We start from the raw sequence: 22,257 nt of genomic DNA on the forward strand, positions 1-22,257 counted from the left end.
CCTATTCCCGCAATGCCCGCCGCAGGATCTTGCCGACCGGCGTCTTCGGCAGTTCGGTCCGAAACTCGATGTATTTTGGCCGCTTGTAACCGGTCAGGTTCTCGCGGCAATACACAGTCAGCACCTCTGCGGTCAGCAACGGGTCCTTCTTGACAACGAACAGCTTCGGCACTTCGCCTGAATGCTCGTCCGGCACGCCGATCGCGGCAACTTCGAGCACGCCCGGATGCAGCGCCACCACTTCCTCGAGTTCGTTCGGATAGACGTTGAAGCCGGACACAAGGATCATGTCTTTCTTGCGGTCGACGATCTTGGTGTAGCCGCGCTCGTCCATGAAGCCCATGTCGCCCGACTTGAAGAAACCGTCCTTGGTCATCACCTTGGCGGTCTCGTCCGGCCGGTTCCAGTAACCGGCCATCACCTGCGGTCCGCGGATGCAGATCTCGCCGACTTCGCCGGGCGGCAAATCATTGCCGTCTTCGTCGCGGATGGCGATCTCGGTCGAGGGCAGCGGCAGGCCGATCGTGCCGGTGAAGTTGCCGTCGCTGAATGTGTTGGCGGTGGCCACCGGCGAGGTTTCCGAAAGCCCGTAGCCCTCGGTGACCGGGCAGCCGGTCAACGCCTTCCAGCGTTCGGCGACACCCTTCTGCACCGCCATGCCGCCACCCAGCGTCAGGATCAGCGGCTTGAAGTCGAGCTTGCGGAAATCCTCGTTGTTGAGCAGCGCGTTGAACAGCGTGTTGAGGCCTGGAAAGATGTGGATCGGGTATTTGCCGAGTTGCTTGACGAAACCGGGAATGTCGCGCGGATTGGGAATGAGTATGTTCTGGCCGCCCAGTTGCATGCCCATCAGTGCGTTCACCGTCAGCGCGAAGATATGATAGAGCGGCAGCGCGCAGATGAAGTTGAGATGCGCCGGTTTTGGCTTGACCGTGAAGGCGTCCTCGATCCACAGCGCGTTCTGCGCCACGTTGGCCAGCACGTTGCTGTGCAGCAGCACCGCGCCCTTCGAGATGCCGGTGGTGCCGCCGGTATATTGCAGGAAGGCGACGCCGTCGGCAGCGACATGCACCGGCTTGAAATTCATGCCGGCGGCTGCCTTCAACGCGGCATTGAACTTGACATGGCCCGGCAGAGACCAGGCCGGCACCATCTTCTTCACGCGGCGCACGACGAGATTGACGATCGTCCCCTTCAGGCCGCCAAGCATGTCGCCCATCGCCGCGACCACGACATGCTTGACCGCCGTTTTGGCGATCACCGCCTGCAAGGTGTTGGCGAAATTCTCGAGAATGACGATGGCTTGCGCGCCGGAATCCTTGAGCTGATGTTCCAGCTCGCGCGGCGTGTAGAGCGGGTTGACGTTGACCACGACATAGCCGGCGCGCAGCACTGCCATCATCGCCACCGGATATTGCAGCACGTTCGGCATCATCAGCGCCACGCGTGCGCCTTTCGGCAGTCCCGTCGATTGCAGATAGGCGCCGAAGGCGGCCGATTGCCGCTCGACTTCCGCATAGGTGATGGTCTTGCCCATGCAGGTAAAGGCGGGCCGGCTGGCGTACTGCTTGCAGACGTCGGCGAGCAGATCGCCGATGGAGCCGAAGGGCAGAGCGCCGATCTCGGCCGGAACGACCTTCGGATAGCTTTTGAGCCAGGGTTTTTCCGGCAATCCGGCGGCAACCACATTCGGCAACCTTGTGGCCGGACCTGGGGTTGACGTCGATGCAGCCGCTGTCGGTGCCGCCTTCGCCGCTGGTTTGGCGGCGGCGGGCTTTGCGCCACCCTTCGCGGATACATTGGCCTTCGCGGGCACCGCGGCCGCCTTCGGCTTGGCTTTGGCCGTCGGCGCTTTTAGCTTGTCGGGGCTGGCCGGTTTCGCAGCAGTTTTGGCCTTGGCTGTCGCTGGTGCCGTCGTCCTTGGTGTTTTTGCCACTCGTCCCTCCCTCGATTGTTCTTATTGTCTCTGCCTGCTCGCCGCGTCGCCTCCGAATGACAGAGACGTCCTCCGCTGCTGCCGACATCCAGGAAATCCAGCCTGTCATCTATGTATTGCGACTATCGGCAGCCGTGCAAGTCTGCCCCTGCGGCAAGGTGGGAAGAAATCGTCCGCGGCAACGACCAGCCGAAGGTCGCAGTTCCTCACCAACGCCGGGTTGAAGATCAATAAAAAAATGCAGTCGTTAACATTACCGTGATAGGCGGTAATTGACATTTCCTTCTCCTTTTTGGCGAGTGCGCAGAAATAAATTCTGCTTCCCATGGGGTAGGCAAACGGGGTGTTCCAAAGCCGGAAAAACGGTGCTTATATGCGCGCTTCACGAGCCTGATAGAGGGGCTTGGAAGAACATCAGGGAGTCCTCCATGAAAAAGAAACTGACTTTTGCGGCCGCGTTGCTGGCCGCAAGCGTCCTCGGCGGCATGGCCAATGCGAAACAGCTGGTCTACTGCTCGGAGGCGTCGCCGGCCGGCTTCGACCCGTCGCCGTGGAGCGGTGGCAACGATTTCGACGCGTCGTCGCGCACCATCTATTCGCGCCTGGTCGAGTTCGAACACGGCAAGACCACCATCACGCCTGGCCTCGCCGAGAGCTGGACGGTTTCCGACGACGGTCTCGAATACACGTTCAAGCTTCGGCCGGGCGTGAAGTTCCAGACCACCGACTACTTCACGCCGACGCGCGATCTCAACGCCGACGACGTGATCTTCTCCTTCGAGCGCCAGTGGAAGAAGGAAAACCCGTGGTTCGACTATCTGGCAGGCACCGGCTGGGAATATTTTGCCGGCATGGGCTTCCCGGATCTTCTCAAGGAAATCGTCAAGGTCGACGACCTGACGGTGAAATTCGTGCTGAACAAGCCTGAGGTCGCTTTCCTGCCGGATCTCGGCATGGATTTCGCTTCGATCGTCTCCAAGGAATATGCCGACCAACTCGACAAGGCCGGCACCAGGCAGCAATTCACCCAGAAGCCGATCGGCACCGGTCCGTTCCAGTTCGTCGACTACCAGGTTGACGCGGTCATCCGCTACGCGGCATGGGACGGCTATTATGGCGGCCGCCAGAAGATCGATGATCTGATCTTCGCCATCACCACCGATCCGGCCGTGCGCGCGCAGAAGCTGAAGGCGGGCGAGTGCGATATCATGTCGTACCCGGCGCCGGCCGACATTGCCGGCCTGAAGGCCGACCCGAACCTCAAGGTCGACGAGCAGGAAGGCCTGAACATCGGCTACATGGCCTACAACACGACGCAGGCGCCCTTCGACAAGGTCGAGGTCCGCAAGGCCCTCAACATGGCCGTCAACAAGCAGGCCATTCTCGATGCGGTCTATCAGGGCGCTGGCCAGGCGGCGATAAACCCGATCCCGCCGACGATGTGGTCCTATAACAAGGAGGTCAAGGACGATCCGTACGATCCCGACGCGGCCAAGAAGATGCTGACGGATGCCGGCGTCACGGATCTGTCGATGAAGATCTGGGCAATGCCGGTCAGCCGCCCGTACAATCCGAACGCCCAACGGGTCGCGGAACTGATCCAGGCCGACTACGCCAAGATCGGTGTGAAGGCCGAGATCGTCAGCTACGAATGGACCGAGTATCGCGAACGCGGCAAGCAGAAGGACCGTGACGGCGCCTTCCAGCTCGGCTGGACCGGCGACAATGGCGACCCGGACAACTTCCTGTTCCTGCTCGGCTGCGATGCCATCGGCCAGTCCAACTATGCGATCTGGTGCGACCAGGAGTTCGAAGCCCTGCTGCAGAAGGGCAAGGCGACCACGGATGTCGCCGAGCGCACCAAGATCTACGAGGAGGCTCAGGTCGTGTTCAAGCGTGAGGCGCCGTGGCTGACCATCGCCCATTCCAAGGTCTTCATGCCGATGAACAAGAAAGTTACGGGCTTCGTCATGGATCCGCTCGGCATTCATCGGTTTGACGGCGTCGACGTCGCCGAATAACTGCTGAGAAATAGAACGGCGACGCTGGACTTAAAGCGCCGCCGTTCTATGAAGCAAGATGCTCCGCTATCTCCTCCACAAGCTCGCCTTGATCATCCCGACCGTGTTCGGCATATCGCTGGCGGCGTTCGCTTTCGTCCGGCTTTTGCCGGGCGACCCGATCACAGCCCTGGCCGGCGAGCGCGGCGTCAGCCCGGAACGCTACGCCGAGCTTGTCGAGCGGTTTGGCTACAACCGGCCTTATGTCGTCCAGTATCTCGAGTATATCGGCAGGGTCCTGACCGGCGACTTCGGCATATCGCTCGCCACCAAGCGGCCGGTGCTCGGTGAATTCCAGGCGCTGTTTCCGGCGACGCTGGAACTGGCGACGATCGCGCTGATCATCGCCGTGCTCATCGGCATTCCCGCAGGCATCTTCGCCGCGGTCAAGCGCGGATCCTGGTTCGACCAGGCGACGATGGGCGTGGCGCTGACCGGCTATTCGATGCCGATCTTCTGGTGGGGACTGCTGCTCATCATCTTCTTCTCCGGCTATCTCGGCTGGACGCCGGTTTCCGGCCGCATCGGCCTTCAATATTTCTTCAAGCCGACGACGGGGTTCATGCTGATCGACAGCCTGATCTCCGGCAAGAGCGGCGCTTTCAGGTCCGCCGCCAGTCATCTTGTCCTGCCGGCGATCGTGCTGGCGACAATCCCGCTCGCCGTCATAGCGCGCCAGACGCGGTCGGCGATGCTGGAGGTGCTGGGCGAAGACTACGTCCGCACCGCCCGCGCCAAGGGCCTGGCGCCGCGTCGCGTCATCGGGCTCCACGCTTTTCGCAATGCGCTGATCCCCGTCGTCACCACCATCGGCCTGCAGGTCGGCACGCTGATGGCGGGCGCCATCCTGACCGAAACGATCTTTTCCTGGCCCGGTATCGGCAAGTGGATGATCGACGCGATCGCCAAGCGCGACTATGTTGTCGTCCAGAGCGGCTTGCTGATCATCGCGCTGATCGTCATGGCGGTGAACCTGATCGTCGACGTGCTCTACGCCGTCATCAACCCACGTATCCGGGTGCAGTGAGATGACCGACCAAACCACGGCAGAAGCCACCGCCGCCTCCATTCCGACCGGCGGCCGGCAACGCGCCTTCACCGAGTTCTGGCATTACTACTCGATGAACACCGGCGCCGTCATCGGCCTGGTCGTGTTCACTGCCCTGGTGCTGGTGGCGATCTTCGCGCCGCTGGTCGCACCGCATTCGCCTGACGAACAGTTTCGCGATGCGCTGCTGGCGCCGCCGGCCTGGCAGGAGGGCGGCAGATCGACGTTCCTGCTCGGCACCGACGCCGTCGGCCGCGACATGCTTTCGCGGCTGATTTTCGGGGCTCGGTTCTCGCTGTTCATCGGTCTGGTCGTCGTTGTTTTCTCGCTGACCAGCGGTATCGTCCTCGGCGTGCTCGCCGGCTATTTCCGCGGCTGGGTCGATACGCTGATCATGCGCGTCATGGACGTCATCCTGGCCTTCCCGTCGCTGCTGCTTGCCCTCGTTCTGGTCGCGATCCTCGGACCCGGCCTGTTCAACGCCATGCTGGCGATCGCGCTGGTGCTGCAGCCGCATTTCGCGCGGCTCACCCGTGCGGCGGTGATGGCCGAAAAGAACCGCGAATATGTGATCTCCGCCAAGGTGGCCGGTGCCAGCCATCTCAGGCTGATGGTGAAGACGATCCTGCCGAACTGCATGGCGCCGCTGATCGTGCAGGCGACGCTGTCCTTCTCCAACGCCATTCTCGAGGCCGCGGCTCTTGGCTTCCTTGGCGTCGGCGCGCAGCCACCAACCCCGGAATGGGGCACCATGCTGGCCACGGCGCGCGAGTTCATCCTGCGCGCGCCATGGGTGGTGACCTTCCCCGGCCTTGCCATCCTGATCACGGTGCTTGCGATCAACCTGATCGGCGATGGCCTGCGCGATGCCTTCGACCCCAAGCTGAAGAGGTCGTGACCATGCCTCTTCTCGAGATCAAGAACCTCACCGTGTCGTTTGATACTGCCGCCGGACCGTTCATGGCCGTGCAAGGCATCGACCTGTCGATCGAGCCGCGCGAGGTGCTGGCGATCGTCGGCGAATCCGGCTCCGGCAAATCGGTGGCGATGCTGGCGGTGATGGGGCTGTTGCCGAACACGGCGACGGTAAAGGCCGATCGCATGGCCTTCGACGGCATCGACCTGCTTGAGCTCAGCCCGTCCGAGCGCCGCAAGATCGTCGGCAAGGACATCTCGATGATCTTCCAGGAGCCGATCGCCAGCCTCAACCCGTGCTTCACCGCCGGTTTCCAGATCGAGGAGGTGCTGCGCTTCCATTTGGGCATGGACCGCGCCCAGCGTCGGGCCCGCGCCATCGAGCTGATGAAGCTGGTCGGCATCGCCGATCCGGAAGAGCGGCTGAACTCGTTCCCGCATCAGATGTCGGGCGGCCAGTGCCAGCGCGTCATGATCGCCATTGCCATTGCCTGCAATCCGAAGCTGCTGATCGCCGATGAGCCGACGACCGCGCTCGACGTCACCATCCAGAAGCAGATTCTCGACCTTTTGGTCGGCTTGCAGGCCAAATACGGCATGGGCCTGATCATGATCACACACAATATGGGCGTCGTGGCCGAGACAGCCGACCGCGTCATCGTCCAGTACAAGGGCCGCAAGATGGAAGAGGCCGACGTTCTGTCGCTGTTCGAGCAGCCGAAGAGCAACTACACGCGGGCGCTGCTGTCGGCGCTGCCGGAAAACGCCGTCGGCGACCGGCTGCCGACCATTTCCGACATGCTGTTCGAACCGGCTCCGTCTGCTGCTGGAAGCGGGCCTGCAACGGGAGCCGCGCCATGAGCGTGACGGTTCTCGAAGGCAAGAACATCGTGCGCGACTATCATGTCGGCGGCGGCCTGTTTCGTCCCTCGCGCACGGTGCACGCGGTCAAGGGCGTTTCGTTCAGCGTCGACAAGGGCAAGACGCTGGCCATCGTCGGCGAAAGCGGCTGCGGCAAGTCAACGCTCGCACGTATCATCACCCTGATCGATCCGGCGACGGCGGGCGAGCTCTTCATCGACGGCAACAAGGTCGACATCGCCAGGGATGGGCTGACGAAGGAGATGCGCCGCAAGGTGCAGATCGTCTTCCAGAACCCTTACGGTTCGCTCAATCCGCGCCAGAAGATCGGCGACGTGCTGGGCGAGCCGCTGCTCATCAACACCGACACGCCAGCCGACGAACGGCGCGATCTCGCCATGAAGATGCTGAAGAAGGTCGGCCTCGGACCGGAGCATTACAACCGTTACCCGCACATGTTCTCGGGCGGCCAGCGCCAGCGCATCGCCATTGCCCGCGCGCTGATGCTCAATCCGAGCCTTTTGGTGCTCGACGAGCCGGTCTCGGCGCTCGATCTGTCGGTGCAGGCGCAGGTGCTCAACCTGCTCGCCGACCTGCAGGACGAGTTCGAACTGACCTATGTCTTCATCAGCCACGACCTGTCGGTGGTGCGCTACATCGCCGACGAGGTGATGGTCATGTATTACGGCGAGGCCGTCGAATACGGCTCGCGCGACGAGGTCTTTGCCGACCCCAAGCACAGCTACACCAAAACGCTGTTCGCGGCGACGCCGCGCGCCGACGTCGCCAGCATCAAGGCGAGGCTGGCGAAGAAGAAGGCCGCCTGACGCCGCAGTTGCGGTACCCAGCCCATGCTGAGGTTCAGGGCGCCGGCCGATCAAAGGCTACAGCGACCGCGATTCCTACGGAATGCAGTGCTTCTCGACGTCACGCGCCGTGAACTCTGCTGCTCGCCGCCATGCTTCGTCGGTATCTCCCCGGTAAGTCAGGTATCGATCGCAGACAGGTTTGTTGTTGCTCAAATCCAGCACTGCAAACTTCACCCAGCCGACCAGCGTGCTCATCTTGTGCACCTGACCGATCAGGAGATATTTCGCGCTGGCTGTTCTTGCCTGTTTCGAGAGATCGACAAGGCCGGGGTCCTTGATGGTGCACTGTTCTGCCTGACAGGGTAACGCGACGAGCTTGATCTTCTCCGAAAGGCCATCCTGCAACGCAACGCCAAATGCCTTCAGTCGCGCTTCGTGTTCGGCGGTCTGGTCCCTGACTTCGCCTGATGTATCCCTGAACTCGAAATCCGCGACGGCGAGGGTCGCTGGCTCGGCGACATCGGCAAAAGCGGCCGGCGCAAGTAGACCAGCGCCCATCAGGATCAGGAAAAATTGTCCACACTCAAAAGGTCGAAATCGAATCCGCACTTTGCACCTTGAGCATCTCGTTTCTCCGAGGTTAGGACGATAGCCATCCCAATGACGGTGCCGATTTGTCTCTTCGCGCTGTTGGAAGACGCGGAAGCGGGCGCAGACTACCCGGTTGTGTCGCGACGTCAACTTTCAACCCGTTACTGGGTGGACTCCACCTCCGCGACAACCAGCTTGCCTTTGGCGCGCGAGATTTCGAGTGCCTGGCCGGCCCCTGCCAACGCGCCCGGGACCGAGATCACGAACGCCTGGCCCTCGCTGAGGGTCGCGACGAAGCGCACTGGCAGGTTTTCTTCGCCCGCCGCCATCGTGGTGACCACCCGGTAGCCGTCATCCGCCTCCGTGTAGTAGACGACGCCATGAAAATTGCCGAGATCAACGGTCCCACCCTGACGGGCCGTGAGTTCGCCGGCAGAAGCGGAACCTGCCACGACGCAAAGCGCCGCAAGTGCTGTGTATCTGAACATGGTGTTTCTCTCCATTTGGAATTGTCGTTTGGGTGGGTGGTCGCCTGCGGCTGCATCCCCAAAAATTACGCGGCGAGCTGATCCTCACGGGCAGCCGCGATCATCACGCTGGCGAGCAACCCGTAGGCCGCCTCCCAAGCCTCGCGGACAGCCGGCGTAAAAGCCGTGCCGAGGCCGGCCGCCAGCGTCTCGATGAGCGCTTGCCCGACGATCGGGTAATGACGCTCCTCGACGCCGTAGTTCACGTGACGCCTGGCGAGCACGCGAACCGTCGGCAGGATGGTGTCGGCACGTTCCAGTCCATGCACGACGAAGCCCAGGCTCGCCATCAGCTTGGCGCCTTGCTTGGTCATGTCTGTCACCGGAAACAGCGCGCGAAGATCCGCGTCGATCGCGAACAGGCGCTCGTAGAACAGCGCGGCGACGGCCACGCGGATCGGCACGATCTCGCGAAAACTGTCCTGGACAAGTCTGATCTGGTCGGGTGTCATCGGCGACGCTCCTGCGTTCCTGGTCTTGCGGCGACCATCGCCCCAAAGCGTTTCGCATGCATGTCGCCTGCGCCTGGATGTGTTTCAGTTGTGTCTCAATTGGTTTTCAGCTCGCGCTCATTTGTCTTCTTTATTTAGAGGCACGCCGAGAGTGCCAGGCCGAACTCTCGCCGACCTCGACCTGGCCATAGCTGAAAACCTGGGGCGCGGCGCCAGCTTGGAACTGCATCGGCAGTCGGTCATTATATCGGGGAGCCGGCGGCTCCTCCCCTATGCCTCCGTTCGGATGGAGAAATCATGCTGCGGATATTCATTGCTTCGTCTTTTCTTCTCGCCTTCGGTGCGCCCTCGACCACGCTCGCGCAGGACAGCAGCATCGAGAGCGAAACAGGCCGCGTTGCGGTCGAGACCTTTGCCGAAGGGCTCGAGCATCCCTGGGGCGCGACCTACCTGCCCGACGGCGCGTTGCTGGTCACCGAGCGTCCGGGGCGCCTGCGGCTCGTCTCGACCGACGGAGCCGTTTCCGATCCGATCGACGGTGTGCCGGACGTCCTCGCCAGCGGACAAGGCGGTCTGCTGGATGTGGGGCTCGATCCGGACTTTGCCAACAACCGGACGGTTTATCTCTCCTATTCGGAGGAACGCGGCGGCGGCGCGGCCACCTCGGTCGGCCGTGGACGCCTGGACGAGAACGGCAACGCGCTTTCGAATTTCGAAGTGATCTTCCGCCAAGAACCAGCCGTGTCCAGCCGGCTGCACTACGGCTCCCGCCTGGTATTCGCGCCGGATGGCAAGCTGTTCGTCACGCTCGGTGAGCGCGGCAAGATGCGAGAGGCGCAGAACGCGAACAATCATCTCGGCACGATCGTCCGCATCAACCCCGATGGTTCCGTGCCTGACGACAATCCCTTCGTCGGCAAGGACGGCGCCGACGAGATCTGGTCCTACGGCCATCGCAATGTGCAAAGTGCTGCGCTCCATCCCCAATCCGGCGTGCTCTGGACCGCGGAAATGGGACCGCTCGGCGGCGATGAGCTGAACATTCCGCAAGCGGGCAGGAATCACGGCTGGCCCGAGGTCAGCTGGGGCCGGCACTATTCTGGCGAACGCATTCCCGAGCCATCGACGCGGCCGGAGTTTGCCGACTCCATCCATAGCTGGACGCCCGTCATCTCGCCTTCCGGCATGACCTTCTACACCGGCGACATGTTTTCCGATTGGCGAGGCGACCTCTTGATTGGCGGACTGTCGGCGGAAGGTATCGTTCGTGTCAGGATCGACGGAAAGCAGGTCGCCGGCGAGGAAGTCCTCGCTCTCGGCAGGCGTATCCGGGACGTGGCGCAGGCTCCCGACGGCGCGGTCATGGCGTTGACCGACGAACCAGCGGGAAAGATATTGCGACTGACGCCGGCAGCGTCGCAGTGATGCCGCGCGGTGCGACAGGCGCGTTTTCTGAACTGGTCGCTCTACCCTCGGAATCCCGCTAAGCCTTGAGAAATATTAGTGTCGCTTAGTGACGCGAAGACCTGAGTGAAATTCAAAAGTCCTGCATTTGCCACAGAAATTGCTGATTTTGTTGCGCTCTGCGTGACGCTGAACTCATTCGAGGACGGGATTAGACTGCGGCCCGGCGAAGTGGGTCCGAATATTCTGTCCGGCTTCTTTAGAAAGCTATAGGCCAGTTCTCCGCGCGGCAGTCGCGACCCTGGCCGACAAATGGCCCGCCAGTGCCGCTGCGAGCCTGACGGGTGCGCCTGTAGCGGCAACGCTAGCCAACTACCCGACAGCCTTATGTCCAGGTGCATGACTGAAGCGGCCGGTGCCGGTGGTCGTCGGCACCTCGGCGAGCACGCCTCATGTACTGTCTAGATTTGCCGGCCTAGCCGGTCCTGTGGGCGTAGCTAACGACGTTCTTTGTCTTCTTGCACGTGGAGCAGACCTCTTTTCGTCGGCTGAATCCGAATGCGCAGGCAAGCTCTCGTGTCTTGTGATTGGCGTGCTGGCGAATTGACAGTTTGATACTGTCCGCAATGCATATGTCTTCCTCGATCTCGACTTCGCCGATACCTACAGCTGCTTACTGCCGGTCCGGGCGATAGACGAGGAAAGCGAGACGGACGGCAGCGCGTAGACTGGGACGCGACCTCTATGCAGAAGACCCGCCGCTACATTTGCGAAGCGACGGGCCTCCGCCCCATTCCCCCATACCTGACCATGCAACTGCCGTGCCAGACTTATTGACCCATCGCGGGACACCTTATGGCTTCTGCGCAGGCCTGGATGTTGCAACAAGGATATGCCAGTCGGACCAGGCTCGGCTGTGGGAATTCCCACACCGGGGAAAACATTGGAAAAATCCGCTCCCAGTTTTGCTTTCCGGAAAGCGGGGCCTCCGGCCATTAACCGGCGTACGCGGCCCAGCGCTGAAGAGAGACGAAAGCCGCCTGCAAAGTGGACTTTTGAACCTTTTGAGTGTTCCGCCGAGGGCGCCCATAGAAATTTTCGGCCGCTACTCGGGGCTCTCAAAGCCGAGCAACAATGTCCCGAAGGCGGTTAATGTGCGGGAGTAGTCGGCCAGACCTTGCCTCGTCCCGAATGTCGAAGCTAGCCAGTGTCGTCTGCACGGCCTCATGGAAGCTCTCAGGGGTGTCTAAAATAGATGGTGAGTAGATGGCTGCTGGACAGAAATCCGTAGTCGCGAGCCGCCCCGCAAGGTCTGGTCGACCAGGGGCTCGCTGTCCGTCGCTTTGGCCAAGGTTTTGGTGATGTCACATCGCGCGCGAAAGGATCTGGACTTTCCGCAAGTCTGCCGGAAGTTCAGGGGCCTGGGGCAAAAATATTATTTTAGGGGCTGAAAATGCGTCTGGGGGTGCCCCTGCGGTGCCCCGGATGATTTTCGCGGATGCGGCCAAAACCGGCCATCAACTAAGCAATTGATTTTGCGAAGAGAAAACTGGTGCCGCTTAGGTGACTCGAACACCTGACCCCATCATTACGAATGATGTGCTCTACCAACTGAGCTAAAGCGGCCCGGGAAGCCAAGGCCTCCAAGATGCGCTGGGTGATAGACGCAACCCGCCACAAATTCAAGATGGGACTTGGCAATTCGTGTCGGCTCATCCCGGGCCTATAAGCGACCGCCGCACCGGTCGGCTATGCGGTTGCGCGAAGTCTCAACGCCAAGTTGTGCGACGTCGCGTTGGCGCTGCATCGGGGAATCGGCGAAAAATGTTGATTTCTTTACCGAAAACCGCCGAAATCGACTTTGGATGCATCACCAAGGCAGAATGCGGCCGCTGGCCCGTTGATTGATCGGTCGCCTGCGGCTAACGATCATGCCAATGTGACCGTACGTGCAGAGGGGTCCCCGTTGGACGCGATCGAAAAAGCGATCCGGAATGCCTTCGAGAAAGGCAATGCCGAAGACCGCGCGTTTCGCGAGCGGGTCTACCGATCGGCCTTCGCCGCGCTTGATCGCGCCCTGCAGGCCAACCCGAACGTGACGGTGGAAGTCGCCATCAAGCGCCGCAAGGCGGTGCAGGCCAAGATAACCGAAATCGAATCCGAATTCCTGCCGGCGGTTCCCGCTGTCGGCCGGCCGACCGATGACGACGCTGCAGCACCGGCTGCGGAGCAGCCGGCTGGCAGCGAAGCCGATGCCGAACCGGATGCCGGCGCCGACGCTGAACCGGCGCCGCCTGAGGTCGTTGTCGACGGTCCGGCTGAGCCTCCCGCATCGGTCGCGCCTCCTGCTTCCGACGCACCCCCAGCTTCCGATGCGCCGCGCTCGCGCGTCTTGCCGGTCGTTCCCGACATCATGCCCGAAGCGGCTTTTCCCGATGCGCCGGAGATCGACTTGTCGTCCCCCCAATCGGCCGGAGACGGCGACGCAGAGGTGATGCCCGACCGCGACGACAGGCGGGTGAGAGGTCCCCGCCTGCCTCTCACCGCGATTTTCCTCGGCGTGACGCTGCTCGCAGCCGCCGGCATCGGCCTCTATTTCGCTGCCCAGACCGGCGTCTTCAAGTCGGCGGCCGAACTCGACACCGCCCCGCCGCAAACGCCACCGACGGTGGAAGACGATGATTTCACGCCGCCAGGCGACACGGCCCCGCCGCTGAACGCCGGCGAGGCGGATGAGGCGCGCGACTGGATCAATGTGTTTTCACCGAGTGACCCGACGCTTGTCAGCGCGCCTTCGGATGCCAAGGCCGAAGTCATGCAGGACGACAGCGGTTCTTTCCTGCGCATCCGGTCGGGCGCCTCCGGTTCGGCGATCAGCTTCGACGTCGAGCAAGGCGTCTTGGACAAACTCGCCGGCAAGCACGCCACGTTCGACATCATCGCCCGCTCCGAGGAGGGCCAGGAGACGCAGATCTCCGTCGACTGCAATTTCGGCGAACTCGGCGACTGCGGCCGCAAGCGCTACGCGGTCGGCCACGAGCGCAACGAATACCTCTTCGATGTGCGGTTTCCCGACAAGCGTCCGGGCGCTGCCGGCACCATCGCCATCAATTCCGACTTCGACAAGCAGGGCAAGTCGGTCGACATCTACGAGATCCGCGTCGCGATTGTTCCTTGAGCCTCAACGCATCGGCCCGAAAATCGGAATCGATTTTCGGAAAGCACGATGCGTAGATTATAACTGTTAGAGCGTACTTTGTGCGTCCACTTGGACGCACGTCGCTCTAACTATCGAGCAGCGCCTGCAGCGTCTCGATGCGGTCGGCTTCGGCCGCTGGCTTGTCCCAGCGCAGCCGCGAAATGCGCGGAAAGCGCATGGCGACACCGGATTTGTGCCGTGTCGAGCGGTTAAGCCCTTCGAACGCCACCTCCAGCACCAGGCCTTGTCTGCGGTCGGCCCGCACCGAGCGGACCGGGCCGAAGCGCTCGATCGTGTTGTCGCGGACATATTTGTCGATCTGCCTCAGTTCCTCGTCGGTGAAGCCGAAATAGGCTTTCCCCACCGGCACCAGTTCCTCCGATCCTTCCGGGCCGGACCACACGCCGAACGTGTAGTCGGAATAGAAACTCGAACGCTTGCCGTGGCCGCGCTGGGCATACATCAGCACGGCGTCGATTGTGTGCGGATCGCGCTTCCATTTGAACCATGGGCCTTTCGGCCGGCCGGTGAGATAGGGCGAATCCCAGCGCTTCAGCATCACGCCTTCGATCACCGGATGCAGCGGCTTGCGGCGCAATTCCTCCAGCGCCTGCCAGTCGGTGAATTCGACCAGCGGCGAAAGATCGAAGCGGCTCGGATCGAGCGTCTGCACGAAGGCTTCGAGGTGGCCGCGCCGCTCGCGAAACGCGCGGGTGCGCAAGTCCTCGTCGCCGATCTGAAGCACGTCGTAGCAGCGCATGAAGGCCGGGTATTGCTGCTGGATCTTCGGTGTCACGCTCTTGCGGTTCAGCCGCTGCTGCAGGTCCGAGAACGTGCCGGTCGCCTGCCGGGGATCGCCGACCAGAAGCTCGCCGTCGAGGGTGGCGGAGAAATCCATCGCCTCTGCGAGGTCAGGAAAAGCCCCGGAAACATCGTCGCCGGTGCGCGAATAGAGCCGGCGAACACCGCCTTCCGATACCGCCTGGACGCGGATGCCGTCCCATTTCCACTCGGCGGCATAGTCGGCCGGATCGAGCTTTTCGAGGTCGCCGTCACCGATCGGGTTGGACAGCATCACCGGCCGGAACAGCGCCAGCGCTGTCTTTTTGGGTTTTTCTGCCTTGCCTTCCAGCCAGGCGAACAGCTCGGCATAGGGCGGTGTCAGCCCATGCCAGAGTTCTTCGATCTCAGCGATGTCGACCTTGCCGAGATCGGCCAGCGCCTGCTTGGCCAATCGCGCCGAAACGCCGATGCGCAGGCCGCCGGTGACCAGCTTGATGACGGCGAAGCGCGCCGAGATGCTGGCGCTGTCGAGCAGCCGGGCCAGCACCTTCGGCCCGTCGGAACGGCTCGCCGCCTGCAATTTCGCGACGACCTCGGCGAGCGTCGGCACATGGTTGGCGATATCCGCCGGTGATTGCGGCCAGACCAGCGACACGGTCTCCGCCAGGTCGCCGACATAGTCGTAGGAATAGCCGAACAGCACCGGGTCCATGCGCTCCATGACCAGCGCGCGCAGCATCGCCGGCTTGACCGCCGCGATGGTCAGGTCGCCGGTGATGGCAGCCAGCGCCAGGCCGCGATCCGGATCCTCGACGCTGCGGAAATAATCGCTCAACAGCGTCAGCTTGCCGTTGCGCGACGGCGTCAGCACGAGGCGGTCGAGGAGTTCGGCGAAGCGGTTCATGATGCGGGCCGCGCCAATGGGCCAGCCTTGCGTTCTGTCGCGCCGCCGTGAAGCGCTACATCGGCCGTGACCACCATCAATCGCCCTCATCCTCATAGCCGACGAGATGCAACGGCCGCGCAGCGATGCCTTCGAGTTCGCACCAGCGCACCAGGGCCTCTTCGCGGCCATGCGTCACCCAGATTTCCCCGGCGCCGGTTTCCCTTATCGTGGTGGTCAGCTCGTCCCAGTCGGCATGGTCGGAAACGATCAGCGGCAGCTCGACGCCGCCCTGCTTGGCGCGCTGGCGGATGCGCATCCAGCCGGACGCAAAGCACGAGATCGGATCGGGAAAGCGCCGCGCCCAGCGGTCGGCGAAGGCCGAGGGCGGGCCGACGACGATGGCGCCGGTGAAATCCTCCTTGCCACTGCTTTCGACGGTCGCCGGCTCCAGCGTCCCGAGCTCGATGCCCTGGCTCTGATAGTAGTCGCTGAGCTTGGCCAGCGCGCCGTGGATATAGATCGGCCTGTCGTAGCCGGCGTCGCGCAGCAAGCGCATGACGCGCTGCGCCTTGCCGAGCGCATAGGCGCCGACCAGATGCGCGCGTTCGGGAAACTGCGCCGTCGATTTCAGCAGGCGGGCGATCTCTTCGGTATCGGGCGGATGACGGAACACCGGCAGGCCGAAAGTCGCCTCGGTGATGAACACGTCACACTTGACCGGTTCGAACGGCTCGCAAGTCGCGTCCCTCTGGCGCTTGTAGTCGCCCGAAGCGACGATGCATGAGCCCTGATGCACGACCTCGATCTGCGCCGAGCCCAGCACATGGCCGGCCGGATGGAAGGTTACGGTGACGCCGTTCAGCGCAATCGCCTCGCCAAGTGCTGCCGCTTGCGTCGTCCCGGCAAAACCCTCGCCGTAGCGCAGCCGCATGATGTCCAGCGTCTGTTGTGTAGCCAGCACCGAGCGGTGGCCGGAACGGGCATGGTCGGAATGGCCGTGTGTGATCAGCGCCCGGCTGACCGGCCGCACCGGATCGATGAAGAAATCGCCGGGCGGGCAATAAAGGCCCTCGGGCCGAGGGTGAAGCAGGTCGCTGGCGCGCATGGTTCCAAGATAGTTGCTAATTCCGGCGCGGGAAGCCTGTTGCAAGTGACTGCTGACTCGGCATACAGGCAACTGCCGGCGGGATCTCCATCGCGAAATCGCATCAGGCCTTGTCCGGCGACCCTTTTCGTTCACCTGCGCCACACGTGGCGGCGGCTGCGAAAAAGTCCGATTCGCGTGCCCGAACGGGCAGGACACTGACACGGAGGACGTTGCATGCGCTGGAACTTGGTGGTCTTGGCATCTTGCCTGGCAATAGCCGGTTGCGTCGGCACCTCGATTGCCGAGCGACAGGACGCGAATGTCCAGTCCTCGCTGCAATATGACAGCGTGCCTTGCGATCAATTGCTGGCGCAACGAAACCGGCTGGCGCAGCAATACCGCCTTCCACTGGATGCCAAGCCGTCCTTCTCCGATCCCGGGGTGGGCCTCGGCCCGTTCACGCCGGACGCCCGTTCCAAGGCCCAGCGCGACGTCGAACAGGCAAGCGGCCGGATCGACGCCATGAACCGGTCGATCGCCCGCCGCGAATGCGGCAAGCCGGGTTAATACCCGGCGTTGCGATCGACGACGTTCTCGAGCTTCTCGCCGCGCTCGAACGCGGCCATCTGGCGCAGCATGATCGGCACCAGATGCACGGGGTCGGAAGTCGCCGCCGCATGCGGTGTCACGAACACTTTCGGGTGGTTCCACAGCCGGCTGGTCTTCGGCAGCGGCTCGACCTCGAACACGTCGAGGCTCGCTTCCTTGAGTGTGCCGTCCTCCAGCGCACGCAGAATGTCGGCGTCCTTCTGCAACTTGCCGCGCCCGGCGTTGATCAGCACTGAGCCGCCGAGGCCGTTGCGTTTCCTCAACTCCTTCAGCACGCCGTAATTGATGATGCCCTGCGTCTGCGGCGTAAGCGGCAACAGCACCACCAGGATATCGGTGGCGTTGAGGAAGGGGATCAAGCCGGCCTCGCCGGCATAGGTCGAAACGCCTTTCACCGGCTTGTCGCTGCGCGACCAGCCATTGACCGCAAAGCCGAGCGACAAAAGCACCGACGCCGCCGCGCGGCCAAGCGTGCCGAGCCCCATGATGCCGACGGAGATGTCGCCGGCCGGCCGCTGCGGCGACTCGTGCCAGATCTTCTTTTGCTGCTGCGTCCGGTAGAGCATGCCTTGACGGTGATGATCGAGCACCCGCCAGACGACATACTCGGTCATGTACTGGGTCAAATTGTCGGCCACGACCTTGACGATCGGCACGTCGGGCAAAGTGGGATCGGCGAAGATGTGGTCGACGCCGGCGCCGATCGAAAAGACAGCGCGCAGATTGGGCAGGGACGACAGAAGGTTCGGCCGCTGCTTCCAAACCACCGCATAGGTGATCGAAGGATCGCTGGCGCCTTCCGGCTCGAGCACCACCTCGCGTTCGGCCGCCAAGAGTTCGCGCCAACGGCCTGGATGGATACCGGTGAGGGCAAGCAGGACACGGCCTTTTTCCATGGCGGGTTCTTTTTCCTTTATGCGGTACAGCCTACTCGCTGACGATGCCGACCGGCGCCGTTTCGATCTTGAATGCGGCCGAGATCAGCGCCTTGGTATAGTCGGTCTGCGGCCGTTCGAAAATCTGTTCGGACGGGCCGGCCTCGACGATCCTGCCATTGCGCATGACGATGACGTCGTTGGCAAGCGCACGGATAACCTTCAGGTCGTGGCTGATGAACAGATAGGCGAGGTCGTGCTTCGCCTGCAGGCTGCGCAGAAGGTCGACCACCTGCGCCTGCACGCTCATGTCGAGCGCCGAGGTCGGCTCGTCCAGCATGACGAAGCGCGGGTTGAGCACCATGGCGCGGGCGATGGCGATGCGCTGGCGCTGGCCGCCGGAAAACTCGTGCGGATAGCGATTGCGCGTGGCGGAATCGAGCCCGACTTCCCCGAGCACATCGACAATGCGCTTGTCGCGCTCATCGGGAGACAGTTTCGGCTCGTGGATCTTCAGCCCTTCCTCGATGATCTCGGAGACCGACATGCGCGGGCTCAACGACCCGAACGGATCCTGGAAAACGATCTGCAGCTCGCGCCGCAGCGGCCGCATGGCGTTGAATGACAGCTCGTTGATGTCGCGCCCGTTGAACTGAATGGTCCCGGTCGACGAGATCATCCTGGCCAGCGCCAGGCCGAGCGTCGTCTTGCCCGAGCCGGATTCGCCGACGACGCCGAGCGTCTGGCCGGCGCGCACGGTGACGTCGATGCCGTCGACCGCCTTCACATTGTCGACAGTGTGCCGGAAAAAGCCTTTCTTGATCGGAAACCAGACTTTTATGTCCTGGCCGGTCATCACTGGCCTGGCGGCTGCGTTGGCGGCGGGCGGCTTGCCCTTGGGTTCGGCGGCAAGCAGATGCCGCGTATAGCTGTGCTGCGGGTTGGCGAAAATTTCCTTCGTCGGCCCGGTCTCGACGATCTTGCCCTTGGTCATCACGCAGACCCGGTCGGCAATCTTTCTGACGATGCCGAGATCGTGGGTAATGAACAGCATCGACATGCCTTTGCGGCTCTTCAACTCCGCGAGCAGTTCGAGGATCTGCGCCTGCACGGTGACGTCGAGTGCGGTCGTCGGCTCGTCGGCGATCAGCAGTTCCGGCTCGTTGGCCAGCGCCATGGCGATCATGACGCGCTGGCGCTGGCCGCCGGAAAGCTGGTGCGGATAAGCGTCGAGCCGCTTCTCCGGCTCGCGGATGCCGACCTCGTTGAGCAGCTCCAGAGTGCGCGCCTTGGCTTGGCGGTCACCCAGGCCTTGGTGCAGCGTCAGCACCTCGACGATCTGCTGCTCGATCGTGTGCAGCGGGTTGAGCGAGGTCATCGGCTCCTGAAAGATCATGGTGATCTTGTTGCCGCGCACGCGGCGCAATGCCTTCTCGTCGGCAGCGAGCAGATCGGCGCCCTGGAACAGGATTTTTCCCGACGGATGGCTGGCGGCCGGATAGGGCAGCAGCTTCAGCACCGACAGCGCCGAGACCGACTTGCCGGAGCCGGATTCGCCGACCAGCGCCACCGTCTCGCCCTTGGCGATGTCGAAGGAGATGTGGTCGACGGCCATCGACTGGCGGCCTTCCTGCGCGAAGGCGACGCTGAGGTCGCGCACTGAAAGGAGAGGGGCTTCGCTCATCTGAACGTCTTGCGCGGATCGAAGGCGTCGCGGGTCGCTTCGCCGACGAAGACCAGCAGCGACAGCATCAGCGAGATGACGACGAAGCCGGAAATGCCCAGCCATGGCGCGTTGAGGTTGCGCTGCGCCTGCTTGAGGAGCTCGCCCAGCGAGGCCGAGCCGGGCGGCAGGCCGAAGCCAAGGTAGTCGAGCGAGGTCAGCGTCGAGATCGAGCCGCTGAGCAGGAAGGGCAGGAAGGTCAGCGTCGCCACCATGGCGTTGGGCAACAGATGCCGGAACATGATAGTACCGTTGGGTACGCCCAGCGCGCGCGCGGCGTTGACATATTCGAAGTTGCGGGCGCGCAGGAACTCGGCCCGCACCACGCCGACCAGCGCCACCCAGGAGAACAGCAGCATCAGCCCGAGCAGGATGAAGAAGCCGGGCGGCAGGATGGCGGCGACGATGAGGAGCAGATAAAGTACTGGGATCGCCGACCAGATTTCTATGAAGCGCTGGAACAGAAGGTCGGTCCAGCCGCCGAAATAACCCTGCAATGCGCCGGCCGTCACGCCTATCACCGCCGAGCCGGCGGTGAGGATCAGGCCGAACAGCACCGAGACCCTGAATCCGTAGATGACGCGCGCCAGCACGTCGCGGGCCTGGTCGTCGGTGCCCAGCCAGTTCCAGTTGCCGATGACGCAATTGGGGTCGGCGGCACCTTGCGGATACTGGTTGCAACGTGTCTGGACGTCATAGAGCCAGGACGGCTTGGTCGGCGCCGCCTCCGGGATGGCGTTGTTGACGGTCCGGTACGAGTAGCGGACCGGTGGCCAGATCATCCAGCCATGGGCATTGATCTCGTCCTGGATGACCGGGTCGCGGTAGTCGGTGACCGCATAAAAGCCGCCGAACTTCTCTTCGGGATAAGCGACCACGACCGGAAACAGGATTTCGCCCTTGTAGGAGACGAGCACCGGCTTGTCGTTGGCGATCCATTCGGAAAACAGCGACAGCACGAAAAGCACGAGGAAGATCCACAACGACCAGTAGCCGCGCCGGTTGGCCCTGAAATTCTGCAGCCGCCGCTGGTTGAGCGGCGACAGCCAGGGCCGTGCGCTCCGGCCCGGCGCCGTTTCGGCTGCGGCCCCGGCCATCAGACGTCTCTCCGCTCGAAGTCGATGCGCGGGTCGACCCAGGTATAGATCAGGTCGGACAGCAGCCCGACGATCAGACCAAGCAGCGAGAAGATGTAGAGATTGGCGAACACCACCGGATAGTCGCGCTCGACCACCGACCTGAAACCGAGCAGGCCGAGGCCGTCGAGCGAAAAGATGTTCTCGATCAGCAGCGAGCCGGTGAAGAAGGCCGAGATGAAGGCGCCGGGAAAGCCGGCGACGACGATCAGCATGGCGTTGCGGAAGACGTGACCGTAGAGAACCCGCCGTTCCGACAGACCCTTGGCGCGCGCGGTCACCACATATTGCTTGCGGATTTCCTCGAGGAACGAATTCTTGGTCAACAGCGTCGTGGTGGCGAAGGCCGACAGCACCAGCGCCGTCAGCGGCAAGGTCATGTGCCAGAGATAGTCGACGATCCGCGCCGGCCAGGACAACTGGTCCCAATTGTCGGAGGTGATGCCGCGTAGCGGGAACCAGTCGTAGAACGATCCGCCGGCAAACAGCACCATCAGCAAGATGCCGAACAGGAAGCCCGGAATGGCGTAGCCGACAATGACGACGCCGCTGGTCCATACGTCGAATGCCGAGCCGTCCTTGACGGCCTTGCGGATGCCGAGCGGGATCGAGATCAGGTAGGACAGCAGCGTGATCCACAACCCGATCGAGATCGACACCGGCATCTTCTCCAGGATCAGATCGATCACTGAAATGTCGCGGAAATAGCTGTCGCCGAAATCGAACCGGAAATAGTTCCACAGCATCATGCCGAAACGCTCTAGCGGCGGCTTGTCGAAGCCGAACTGCTTTTCCAGCTTGGCGATGAATTCGGGGTCGAGCCCTTGTGCGCCGCGATATCTCGAACCGGCATCGCCGGCCACGTCGAAATTGCTGGCGCCGGCGTCACCGCCGCCGCCGCCAAGGCGATCGCTGCCGCCCTGGTTGGTCAGCCTGGCGATGACCTGTTCGACCGGCCCGCCCGGCGCGAACTGGATGACGGCGAACGACACTGCCATGATGCCGAACAGGGTCGGGATCATCAGCAGGATGCGGCGCAGGATATAGGCGCCCATCAGATGTTGTCCTCCGCGAGGGAGAGCACCGCTTCAGGCCAATTGTCGACCCCAGCGCCGCCCCTCATTGTCCTGCCGGACATTTCTCCCCGTATAGTGACGGGGAGAAAGGGGCTGGCCTCAATCTCGGCGCTCTTATTGCCAGCTTTGTGATTGGCGAAACCCTCGATGACAGCGCGCCTCTCCCCGTCGCTATACGGGGAGAGGATGCCGGTGTCCGAACCGGATAGATAGGTAACAGAATGGACTGATTGCATGGGTGACAGTTTTCTCCTTCGCCGGGAGGACCGGCGATGGTTTG

At 62.7% G+C, this 22,257-nt stretch carries 18 protein-coding genes and 1 tRNA gene; 8 read left to right on the top strand and 11 right to left on the bottom strand.

Features of this window, described 5'->3' with window-relative positions:
• Nucleotide 1: 1 nt before the first annotated feature.
• Nucleotides 2–1,936 (bottom strand): long-chain fatty acid--CoA ligase, encoded by a 1,935-nt coding sequence (locus tag BLT09_RS11160; protein WP_091592928.1) that lies wholly within the window; start codon nt 1,934–1,936, stop codon nt 2–4.
• A gap of 428 nt (nt 1,937–2,364) precedes the next feature.
• Between BLT09_RS11160 and BLT09_RS11170 the strand changes: the two genes are divergently transcribed.
• Genes BLT09_RS11170 through BLT09_RS11190 form a run of 5 tightly spaced genes read left to right on the top strand, consistent with a single transcriptional unit; the run spans nt 2,365 to nt 7,647 of the window.
• Nucleotides 2,365–3,957, top strand: a complete 1,593-nt coding sequence (locus BLT09_RS11170) for an ABC transporter substrate-binding protein (protein ID WP_091592933.1) — start codon at nt 2,365–2,367, stop codon at nt 3,955–3,957.
• A gap of 58 nt (nt 3,958–4,015) precedes the next feature.
• A complete protein-coding gene (locus BLT09_RS11175; protein WP_023802897.1) occupies nt 4,016–5,023 on the top strand; it encodes an ABC transporter permease subunit in 1,008 nt (335 codons plus the stop codon).
• Between the two features lies 1 nt (nt 5,024).
• Nucleotides 5,025–5,942: an ABC transporter permease subunit gene (locus BLT09_RS11180; protein WP_023802898.1), complete on the top strand. Its 918-nt coding sequence runs from the start codon at nt 5,025–5,027 to the stop codon at nt 5,940–5,942.
• A gap of 2 nt (nt 5,943–5,944) precedes the next feature.
• A complete protein-coding gene (locus BLT09_RS11185) occupies nt 5,945–6,820 on the top strand; it encodes an ABC transporter ATP-binding protein (RefSeq protein WP_091592934.1) in 876 nt (291 codons plus the stop codon).
• On the top strand, nt 6,817–7,647 hold the full coding sequence (locus tag BLT09_RS11190) for a dipeptide ABC transporter ATP-binding protein (RefSeq protein WP_027151638.1): 831 nt from the start codon (nt 6,817–6,819) through the stop codon (nt 7,645–7,647). The genes BLT09_RS11185 and BLT09_RS11190 overlap by 4 nt, the downstream gene beginning before the upstream one ends.
• A gap of 75 nt (nt 7,648–7,722) precedes the next feature.
• Here the strand turns inward: BLT09_RS11190 and BLT09_RS11195 are convergent, their stop codons facing one another.
• From BLT09_RS11195 to BLT09_RS11205, 3 genes are all read right to left on the bottom strand, one after another.
• The gene (locus BLT09_RS11195) at nt 7,723–8,238 is read right to left on the bottom strand and encodes a DUF2380 domain-containing protein (protein WP_139172581.1); all 516 of its coding nucleotides are present in this window, start codon (nt 8,236–8,238) and stop codon (nt 7,723–7,725) included.
• A gap of 143 nt (nt 8,239–8,381) precedes the next feature.
• Nucleotides 8,382–8,708, bottom strand: coding sequence for a hypothetical protein (locus BLT09_RS11200; protein WP_027151640.1), 327 nt, complete (start codon nt 8,706–8,708; stop codon nt 8,382–8,384).
• Between the two features lie 65 nt (nt 8,709–8,773).
• A complete protein-coding gene (locus tag BLT09_RS11205) occupies nt 8,774–9,199 on the bottom strand; it encodes a globin family protein (protein ID WP_091592939.1) in 426 nt (141 codons plus the stop codon).
• A gap of 297 nt (nt 9,200–9,496) precedes the next feature.
• On the opposite strand from BLT09_RS11205, the gene BLT09_RS11210 reads away from it, so the two are divergent.
• On the top strand, nt 9,497–10,624 hold the full coding sequence (locus BLT09_RS11210; RefSeq protein ID WP_091592940.1) for a PQQ-dependent sugar dehydrogenase: 1,128 nt from the start codon (nt 9,497–9,499) through the stop codon (nt 10,622–10,624).
• Nucleotides 10,625–12,153: 1,529 nt separating this feature from the next.
• On the opposite strand, the gene BLT09_RS11220 is transcribed toward BLT09_RS11210, so the two are convergent.
• Nucleotides 12,154–12,229 (bottom strand) — tRNA-Thr (locus BLT09_RS11220).
• A gap of 340 nt (nt 12,230–12,569) precedes the next feature.
• Here BLT09_RS11220 and BLT09_RS11225 point away from each other — a divergent pair.
• Nucleotides 12,570–13,781, top strand: a complete 1,212-nt coding sequence (locus BLT09_RS11225; RefSeq protein ID WP_091592943.1) for a hypothetical protein — start codon at nt 12,570–12,572, stop codon at nt 13,779–13,781.
• A gap of 106 nt (nt 13,782–13,887) precedes the next feature.
• Here the strand turns inward: BLT09_RS11225 and BLT09_RS11230 are convergent, their stop codons facing one another.
• The gene (locus BLT09_RS11230; RefSeq protein WP_091592944.1) at nt 13,888–15,489 is read right to left on the bottom strand and encodes a cisplatin damage response ATP-dependent DNA ligase; all 1,602 of its coding nucleotides are present in this window, start codon (nt 15,487–15,489) and stop codon (nt 13,888–13,890) included.
• 76 nt (nt 15,490–15,565) lie between these two features.
• Entirely contained in the window at nt 15,566–16,576 is a 1,011-nt protein-coding gene (locus tag BLT09_RS11235) for a ligase-associated DNA damage response exonuclease (RefSeq protein WP_091592946.1), read from the bottom strand.
• Between the two features lie 216 nt (nt 16,577–16,792).
• Between BLT09_RS11235 and BLT09_RS11240 the strand changes: the two genes are divergently transcribed.
• Entirely contained in the window at nt 16,793–17,125 is a 333-nt protein-coding gene (locus BLT09_RS11240; RefSeq protein WP_027151648.1) for a hypothetical protein, read from the top strand.
• Here BLT09_RS11240 and BLT09_RS11245 read toward each other — a convergent pair.
• Genes BLT09_RS11245 through BLT09_RS11260 form a run of 4 tightly spaced genes read right to left on the bottom strand, consistent with a single transcriptional unit; the run spans nt 17,122 to nt 21,956 of the window.
• Nucleotides 17,122–18,063 carry a 2-hydroxyacid dehydrogenase gene (locus tag BLT09_RS11245; RefSeq protein ID WP_091592948.1) on the bottom strand — a complete coding sequence of 314 codons (942 nt, stop codon included), beginning with the start codon at nt 18,061–18,063 and terminating at the stop codon, nt 17,122–17,124. The genes BLT09_RS11240 and BLT09_RS11245 overlap by 4 nt on opposite strands.
• Nucleotides 18,064–18,094: 31 nt before the next feature.
• Nucleotides 18,095–19,726, bottom strand: coding sequence for an ABC transporter ATP-binding protein (locus BLT09_RS11250; RefSeq protein WP_091592950.1), 1,632 nt, complete (start codon nt 19,724–19,726; stop codon nt 18,095–18,097).
• The gene (locus tag BLT09_RS11255) at nt 19,723–20,862 is read right to left on the bottom strand and encodes an ABC transporter permease (protein ID WP_091592952.1); all 1,140 of its coding nucleotides are present in this window, start codon (nt 20,860–20,862) and stop codon (nt 19,723–19,725) included. Before BLT09_RS11255 ends, BLT09_RS11250 begins: the two co-directional genes overlap by 4 nt.
• Entirely contained in the window at nt 20,862–21,956 is a 1,095-nt protein-coding gene (locus BLT09_RS11260) for a microcin C ABC transporter permease YejB (RefSeq protein ID WP_027151652.1), read from the bottom strand. The genes BLT09_RS11255 and BLT09_RS11260 overlap by 1 nt, the downstream gene beginning before the upstream one ends.
• Between the last annotated feature and the right edge of the window lie 301 nt (nt 21,957–22,257).

Origin of the sequence: Mesorhizobium muleiense (genome assembly GCF_900099905.1) — a bacterium.
Lineage (GTDB): Bacteria > Pseudomonadota > Alphaproteobacteria > Rhizobiales > Rhizobiaceae > Mesorhizobium > Mesorhizobium muleiense.